This is a genomic window from Pseudomonas sp. FSL R10-1339, from assembly GCF_009600545.1.
Taxonomy (GTDB): domain Bacteria; phylum Pseudomonadota; class Gammaproteobacteria; order Pseudomonadales; family Pseudomonadaceae; genus Aquipseudomonas; species Aquipseudomonas bubulae.
In genome coordinates this window covers 1-6,822 of record NZ_WIVQ01000145.1, presented here as the reverse complement: position 1 = coordinate 6,822, position 6,822 = coordinate 1, and the positions used below count along the sequence as shown (strand labels likewise).

The window sequence follows — 6,822 nt, the reverse complement described above, 5'->3', positions numbered from 1 at the left end:
ATCGTGGACAGCCCGCAGCCGACGCAGGCACCAGAGCGCAAGGCCAGGCGCCGTACCAGCGACCAGCCCCGGGCGCCGTCCTTGTCCGCTCGCCACATCTCGCCCGACACCCCGCCGACCAAGGACAGTGCAATCACCAGCCAGATCGGCATATCCGCTAACGCTTGTTGCTCGGTTGTCATTGCCTGCCCCTAAACGCAAAAAACCCGGCGCAATGGCCGGGTTCTGTGTGGTGGTGCCTGCCGCTCTCTGCGGTCGCACCTATCGAAGATGACTACTTTTTACAGGTGGATTCCGGTGGCAGCAAGCGGGTTTTAATGCCACCGGCGAATAAGTGGGTTAGCCAGCAGAACGCCCGGGGAATGTCGGCGAATACATCTCCCCGGCTAACGCTTTTGGGGGGGGTGTCTGCCCTGCCCCACTGCTTAGGATCAAGGTGGGACAAGGGAGAGTGCCTAAATCAAAGGCTGCGCCCCACTGTCCTACTTCTTTTACTGTTTCCTCGTATATAGATAGAATATTAAGAACACGCATGCGCGTGAAACGCGCGTATTGCTGCCCGCTACGCTCACATGGGCGAGGGGCTTTTACAGGTGGGACTGTGGGACAGCCCAGTAACGGCGCAGCCTGCGCGTGACCCACTGCCTTGCAAAGCAGTGGGACGCGGTGGGCCAAGACAAGGACGATGGTTGGAGTGGTGCCGGGGATCACGCAGCCTTCCCCATCAGCAAGCCAGCAATGCACAGGTGCGCCTCATGCAGACGTTGGTAATAGGTGTCACGGCTGCAGCCACAGTGGCTGTACTTCTGCGACAGGAAGCTGTCGTGGTTGCAGTAGTGCTCGCGCACCACCACCGCTAGCTGCAGTGGCAGGTGTTTATTGACGATCAGCTCAACGTCTGCCGACTCATCAAGCAGCACCCGACTGCCCCGCGTACCACGAATCAGCTCCCCCTTGGTTTCCATCAGCATGGCAATCATGTTGCCGCTACCAGTGCCTTCGGATGCTTCGCTGTGCAGATCCTCAGCCCAGAGCTTGAGCAGAGTGTCGATGCGCTTAATCAAAACAAGGCTCCTCGATTTTCTGCACCTGCAAGGCTGAATGACTGCCCCAGCTGTCCGGCTTCTTGTACGCCCAGGGCCGCTGTCCGCTTTTAGCCAGGGCTGGCAGACGCACCCGACGCCATCCAAGCCGATGCATGATCGCCCCGACACGCATTTGCTCGGGCTTGCCCCAGTGGCCAAAGTCGAGCTTGAGCGCGCTAGCCAACACTTCGCTGCCGCTGGTGGTTTCGCCGATCTGTGACTCTTCCAGCCAATTCAGGATCGGGCCTTCCCACTCATCCACCACAAAGCGCTCGTCCTGGGCTTCGGAGAACATCGCGGTTTCGTCGCGGTTGACCCACCAGATCTCGCCTGCCTCATAACAGAACATCGCCTCGGCCCAGAGCTGGTCGCGGATCTCGCGCAATTGCTCCAGATCGACCCGAGTACAGGCCACCGGCCAATAACGGCGGTTACCCGTGGCATCCTTGAGGTATTCGTCCTGGTTGGTGGTACCCACGAAAACACACTGGCGTGGCACGTCATTTGTTCTGCGGCCGTAGCTTTCGCGGTAGGTGTCGGTGGATGCCGAGAAAAACTGCTTGGCCTTGGTACTCTCAGCCTTGTTGAAGCTGTCCAGCTCCCCCAGTTCGATGATCCATTTACCACGGATGGCCTGAAAGCCGTCCTTGTCACCCAGGGCAAACGGCGTATCCATAAACCAGTCGCCGCCAAGGATGCTCAACGCCGTGGACTTACCTTCGCCCTGCCCGCCTTCAAGGATCATTACCGAGTCAGCCTTGCAGCCCGGGCGCATTACCCGTGCGACAGCCGATATCATCCAGCGCTTGCCGACCTTGGCGCTGTAGCCGCTTTGGGTCACACCCATTACGGTGTTGAGCCAGGTATCAAGGCGCGGCACGCGGTCCCATTCCAATTTGTTCAGGTAGTTGCGTACCGGGTGAAACGCATGGTCGTGGGCCACCACGCTGACTGCCTCAATTACGCTGGAAGCTTTGACCCGCAGGTTGTATTGCTGGGCCAGCCACTTCATCACCCGGATATCGTCGATGTCGCCCCAATCACCGGTGCCACCTCCATAGGGCGGTGTGCGCAATTTGACGATCTTGGAGCTGAACGCGCTGAAAGCGATCACCCCGGACCAGCGCTCATCGTTACCCAGGATCAACTCAACGTTTTGCATATGCGCGATCAACGAGCCGTTTTCGGTGCGTGCCAGCTGGTCTTTCCAACCACCCGCAGCCGGTGGCCTGACCACCGACAACACCTGACGGCGGACAGCATCCAACCCTTCGGCGCAATGCAGGTCGTTGAAGTCGGTCCACTTGATCTCGCGCTCGCCCGAGAACACCGGACCAACCACTTGGCCACCGACGATCAATGCGGCATTGCTGCCCTTCTCTTCGCCTGGGTTCCAGGGTTCACCGTTGGGGCGTTTGGTTTTCCAGTCATCGTCGCGGCACACGATCAAGGCTCGGCCCGGGAAACGCTCGCGCATGGCCTTGGCCACCACGCTCAAGTTACCCGCGTCAAAGGCTATGGCCACCGTCAACGAGGTGGCCATATGCAGGCTTGCGCCGGTGGCGTATCCCTCGCATACCAGCACCGGTTCACCCGGCTCAGGGTGCGGTCCAATCAGGTGGAAGGCGCCCTCTTTAGACATGCCATAGGGCCAATAGGACTTGTCGCGGCCGGTGTCCGTCTGTTTCTCGGGATAGATGACCTGCAGCCCAACGATCTGATCCCGAGCGTTGCTCATCGGGATCAGCACTGCGCCAGAGCGAGGCGCATAACGCACGCCTATACCGACGATCTGCTTGCGTTCCAGATAGGCACTACGGCCTTTCTCCGGCATACGTTTGAACAGACCAGATGCCCGATTGGCAGCACGGCGGGCAGCATTCGCAGCAATCTCTGCAGCGCGGCGCTTACCCTCCTCCTGGCGAGCGCGCATCACATCGCGCTCTTCCTGACTCATGCGCCCGGCCTTGACCTTGATCTTGTTGCTGTCGCCGGAACGCCAGTCACCGAAGCTGCCGAAAATCAGCGTCTCGTTTTTCTCGGTGCGGTGTTCATGGATCACATACCAGCCGTTTTTTTCTTTGCCCTTGTCCTGGGTGGTCTTGCAGCGGGTCAGCTTGCCGAACGTGAGGGGTTGCGCAGGTTCAAGGCCGTGGTCAGCGAACTGACCGAGTACGTCATCGAGCATAACGGGTACCTATTTCTTCGTTCAGTTGCTGGCACCCTGCACAGCGCGTGCAGCTGATAACCGCCAAGCGACGAGCCAAAGGGATGGCCGTGTCGCAGTCCTCACAGAATTCGTAAGACTCAAACACCGGCTGCGCTTTGCGCGCAGCCAATGCCCGGTCGATGCGTTCCTGCACCAGGTCATTAGCAAAATCCACGTCATCAGCCACGGTCGGCACCCCGCGTAGTCGAGTTGACATAAGCCGCTCGGTTGAACAACCCCAGCAGCCCCTGAATGCCGCGAAACACCTGCAGGCGGATCTCGGCCAGCTCGCTGTCGTCGACGATCCCGTCACCAATACTCTTGGCCCAGGTGTCGGCCAGATCCGCGACCTGCCGAAAGTACCCAGCAAGCCCGATGGTCAGCGTCTCCGGCATATCGTCGGTATAAACTTCGGCCAATTCCTGCCAGATCGTGTCGCCCACCAACGCATGTACCGAATCAAGAATGCGGCGGTCTTTGGTCAGCTCCAGGATCTCGGCAAACTCTTGAACATTTACCGCGTGGCTTGGATGGGTGGGAGACAGCTTGTGCTGCAGCGTGGTGGGGTTGCGGCCGGTGGTGGCGGCTATCGCAGCAGCGCCGCCCGGGTAGTCCCTGGCAGCGTGATAAAGCGCCAATTCGAGCGGAAGAATTTCCCGACGCGCTCGCTGGGTGCAACTAAGAGCAATACGGCTCATGGCATTAATCCTGAATGTTGCCAGTGCCGCGCGGCGTGCTGTGGTGGTACATTTGCCGCGTGGCTTGAAAGGGCCCAAAAAGCCGGTCTAGATTCGTAAGGTCGAAACCGGCACCGTGCCGAGGCAAGCGATCCGTCGCTTACCTCTGGCGCAACAGCTGCCAGATCTGTGGTGGAAATGGCAGCAACCCAAAGCTTCCGAGCCTTGGAAAGCGCGGTTAAGGGAGGCGGAATTGCATGTGGTGTGCCCGCCTACCTTGACCGCGACCCGGCGACACTGTGGTGGTGTGTGCCGGGAGGAACTGGGCGGCCTTATAGGCCGCCTTTTTTCTTTCTAAACTATGCTGCAGCCTTATGGGGCGACGATGCTTCCAGCAACCATGCAGCCTCAAACGAGTGGCCGTTTTTCTGTGCCGCTGTTGCCAGAAGCTCGGCATAACGGGTCTCACCCGTGTAATCAGTCCGGGGCAAACACGCCGCCAGACGCCATTTATTCAGCGCCTGGTAGCTACGCTCACACACCTTGGCTGCGGCACCGATACCACCTACAGCTTCAAACGCGAACGCAATGGCATTCGGAAAATCCGCGGGATTCAGCATTACAGGCTCCACTTATCAACTCGCAGTTGATATTAAACATCAACTGACTATTGCGCAAGCTTTGTGAGACTCTCAACCTATGGTTGATAAGCAAGAATTACGCGCAGAGTTCAGCTCGCGCCTGCATGAAGCACTAGACGACGCCGGCATCCGTAGCCGTGGACGAGGTGTGGACATTCACAAGCGCCTGAAAAGCGTGGGGGTTCACAAAACCACCCAGGCCATCAGCAAATGGCTGAATGGCGAAGCTATGGCTGAGGCCGACAGCATGGTTGCCCTGTGCGATTGGCTGAAAGTGCGCCGTGAATGGCTGGAATACGGGGTTCTGCCTAAAGAACAGACGGCTGAGAGCGTTGTTCAACAGCTCAAGGTAGGCGATGGAAGCAACGTCACTGGCATGCTTGAACGCTTCGGCAAGGTTCCCCTTATATCGTGGGTACAGGCCGGGGCATGGTGTGAAGCCATCTGTAATTTTGAACCCTACGACTCAGACGCCTGGATCTCCTGCCCCGTCCCTATCAGCCAAAGCGGCTATGCGCTGAAGGTTTTGGGTGACTCAATGACCAACCCGGGGCCAGGTAGAAGTTATCCAACCGGCTGCATCATCTTTGTTGATCCAGAGGCACAGACCAATAATGGTGATCGTGTGGTCGCGCGGGTACCACGTACCAATGAAGTGACCTTCAAGGTGCTGGATTCGGATGCAGGACGAGTTTATCTACGACCAATCAATCCGCAATATCCAATCATTGATATTACGGAAGAGACGCAGATTTGTGGGAAGGTGGTTGGGTCGTTTATTCCAGAGTGACCGTCAGATTACTACGACATTCTAACAATATTAATCTAGCATTTTTTTTGCTTCTAAATAAATATTAGACGATCTTAAGTAGGAGTCACAGAAACTAGAGTATCTTTCACTATTTCGCGCTAACATTTCAATCCTATCGATTGCCTCTCGAATAGATCTTAGTCTGTTAGACTTTTTCAGTGGAGAAGTAGCTTCCTGATAATCCTTAACAGCCTGCCTAATGGCAAGTTCGAAATCATGCAAGCAAACATAAATTTTTGACCGAGGCTCCCAAAGCCTTAAAGTATTAAGCCCGCAAACCTCAATGGTCAACTCGGCAACATGCAATAACTCTCCAGGCCTTCCTTTTAGATTCAACCCCTCATAAAAAAAATACTCCTCCGGATTATGCTCATATGGATTAACAATCGGTTCAGCTACCGTATCATGGTGACTTTTATCACCATTGCAACGCCGACAAGCTGGCAAGAGATTATTCCAATCAAACGTATAAGATGGATATAGCGCTTTGGGCTTGTAATGTTCAACTTCAACATTCCCTCCTTCGGACGGAATGCATTCACAAAAAGCACATTTCCCATTTGAGGACTCAACGAGAGCACTCTTAACTTCCTTATGTCTATATGGAGCTACAAGCTTAGCCTTTTCATCATCAGGAATTTCCTTATACCCCCCATACTTTTCAATAGCTTCTTCCAAGTCCTTCAAGAGCCTATCTTTATTATCTCTTAAGAAAACAGGTTCAACACCCCGAACTAATTTAATCATTTTTCAACGCCACCAGCGATGCAAGCTTAACCTTTAGCACCGTGACGATTGTGTCACTAGGATGAGAGACCATTTCCAAATTATGGATAGCCTCCTCCAGACCTGACAAATTACGGTTCTCAGCAAGTTCCAAGGCTCGAGAAACAAGACGTTGATGCTCCTTATTGTCCAAGCTTTTAACGTCCATCACATCAGACAAAATTTGATCTGTAGACCATCCGGAATACACTTGATCAGAAGAGCTAATATAACCGCCTATATTATTCGCAGGCATAATTATCACTTCATTTTTTTTAGCCGATGCTAGAAGATGTGGCGAATGAGTAGTCACTATAAATTGCAACATAGGAAACAACTTCAAAAGCCCGTCTCGCAAAGTAAACTGCCACTCAGGATGAAGATGAAGATCCAACTCATCAATCATTACCGTTCCTACAGCAGTTGCAGCCAAACGATTATTCGGATTGCTAGTCTCCAACCACTGAAAAACCATAACTATTATTGTGAAAACGGCCTGAAACCCTGAAGAAAGCTCTTCCAAATAGCAAGTCCTATTGTAAATCGAAAATACAGGCTCTAGGGAAACTCCGAACAAGTCTCCAAGTATGCTGAAATACAGCCTCACCACCTGCCCCGAGTGCGTCATGAGCCA

9 protein-coding genes are annotated in these 6,822 nt (G+C 54.7%); 1 reads left to right on the top strand and 8 read right to left on the bottom strand.

Features of this window, described 5'->3' with window-relative positions:
- The 6 genes from GHO03_RS23130 to GHO03_RS23105 form a co-directional block, all read right to left on the bottom strand.
- On the bottom strand, window positions 1-182 hold a 182-nt coding region (locus GHO03_RS23130; RefSeq protein ID WP_306108803.1), incomplete at its 3' end, for a phage holin family protein.
- 525 nt (window positions 183-707) lie between these two features.
- Window positions 708-1,064, bottom strand: coding sequence for a hypothetical protein (locus tag GHO03_RS23125; protein WP_153400594.1), 357 nt, complete (start codon window positions 1,062-1,064; stop codon window positions 708-710).
- The gene (locus GHO03_RS23120) at window positions 1,057-3,273 is read right to left on the bottom strand and encodes a VapE domain-containing protein (RefSeq protein WP_153400593.1); all 2,217 of its coding nucleotides are present in this window, start codon (window positions 3,271-3,273) and stop codon (window positions 1,057-1,059) included. The genes GHO03_RS23125 and GHO03_RS23120 overlap by 8 nt, the downstream gene beginning before the upstream one ends.
- Entirely contained in the window at window positions 3,263-3,511 is a 249-nt protein-coding gene (locus GHO03_RS23115; RefSeq protein WP_153400592.1) for a TraR/DksA C4-type zinc finger protein, read from the bottom strand. The genes GHO03_RS23120 and GHO03_RS23115 overlap by 11 nt, the downstream gene beginning before the upstream one ends.
- Window positions 3,474-3,992: a phage regulatory CII family protein gene (locus GHO03_RS23110; RefSeq protein ID WP_095038305.1), complete on the bottom strand. Its 519-nt coding sequence runs from the start codon at window positions 3,990-3,992 to the stop codon at window positions 3,474-3,476. Before GHO03_RS23110 ends, GHO03_RS23115 begins: the two co-directional genes overlap by 38 nt.
- 338 nt (window positions 3,993-4,330) lie before the next feature.
- Window positions 4,331-4,591, bottom strand: a complete 261-nt coding sequence (locus GHO03_RS23105; protein ID WP_153400591.1) for a hypothetical protein — start codon at window positions 4,589-4,591, stop codon at window positions 4,331-4,333.
- 79 nt (window positions 4,592-4,670) lie between these two features.
- Between GHO03_RS23105 and GHO03_RS23100 the strand changes: the two genes are divergently transcribed.
- A complete protein-coding gene (locus tag GHO03_RS23100; RefSeq protein ID WP_153400590.1) occupies window positions 4,671-5,402 on the top strand; it encodes a LexA family transcriptional regulator in 732 nt (243 codons plus the stop codon).
- 30 nt (window positions 5,403-5,432) lie between these two features.
- Here the strand turns inward: GHO03_RS23100 and GHO03_RS23095 are convergent, their stop codons facing one another.
- Together GHO03_RS23095 and GHO03_RS23090 are read right to left on the bottom strand one after the other, a co-directional pair.
- Window positions 5,433-6,170 (bottom strand): HNH endonuclease, encoded by a 738-nt coding sequence (locus tag GHO03_RS23095; protein ID WP_153400589.1) that lies wholly within the window; start codon window positions 6,168-6,170, stop codon window positions 5,433-5,435.
- Window positions 6,163-6,822 (bottom strand): AAA family ATPase (locus GHO03_RS23090; RefSeq protein ID WP_153400588.1); only part of this gene is annotated, 660 nt, incomplete at its 5' end. The genes GHO03_RS23090 and GHO03_RS23095, both read right to left, overlap by 8 nt.